Below are 214 nucleotides of genomic sequence, written 5' to 3'. Positions count from 1 at the left end.
CGATCCCGCCCAACTTGCGGTTCGCCTCGCGTTGGGTCATGGCCTGCATCAGCTTGTGCTTCATTGGCCACGCTGTCGGGTAACTCACTCCCAGGTGTCGCATCAACTCCAGCGCCGACAGGTTCGTCTTGACTCTGGCCCAGCAGATACATGCCAAGCAGCCAGGTGCGTAGCGGCAGCTTGCTGTTGTCCATCACCGTGCCCGAGCGCAGGC

1 pseudogene is annotated in these 214 nt (G+C 62.1%); it reads right to left on the bottom strand.

Annotated features, from left to right (window positions below):
* Positions 1-212 (bottom strand): annotated as a pseudogene (locus WJW29_RS03845) (IS1595 family transposase); the annotation flags it as partial.
* Positions 213-214: the final 2 nt, after the last annotated feature.

Source organism: Xanthomonas sp. JL1 (assembly GCF_038405005.1).
The sequence above is the reverse complement of the archived record's forward strand: the minus strand, read 5'-3'. Positions and strand labels throughout refer to the sequence as shown.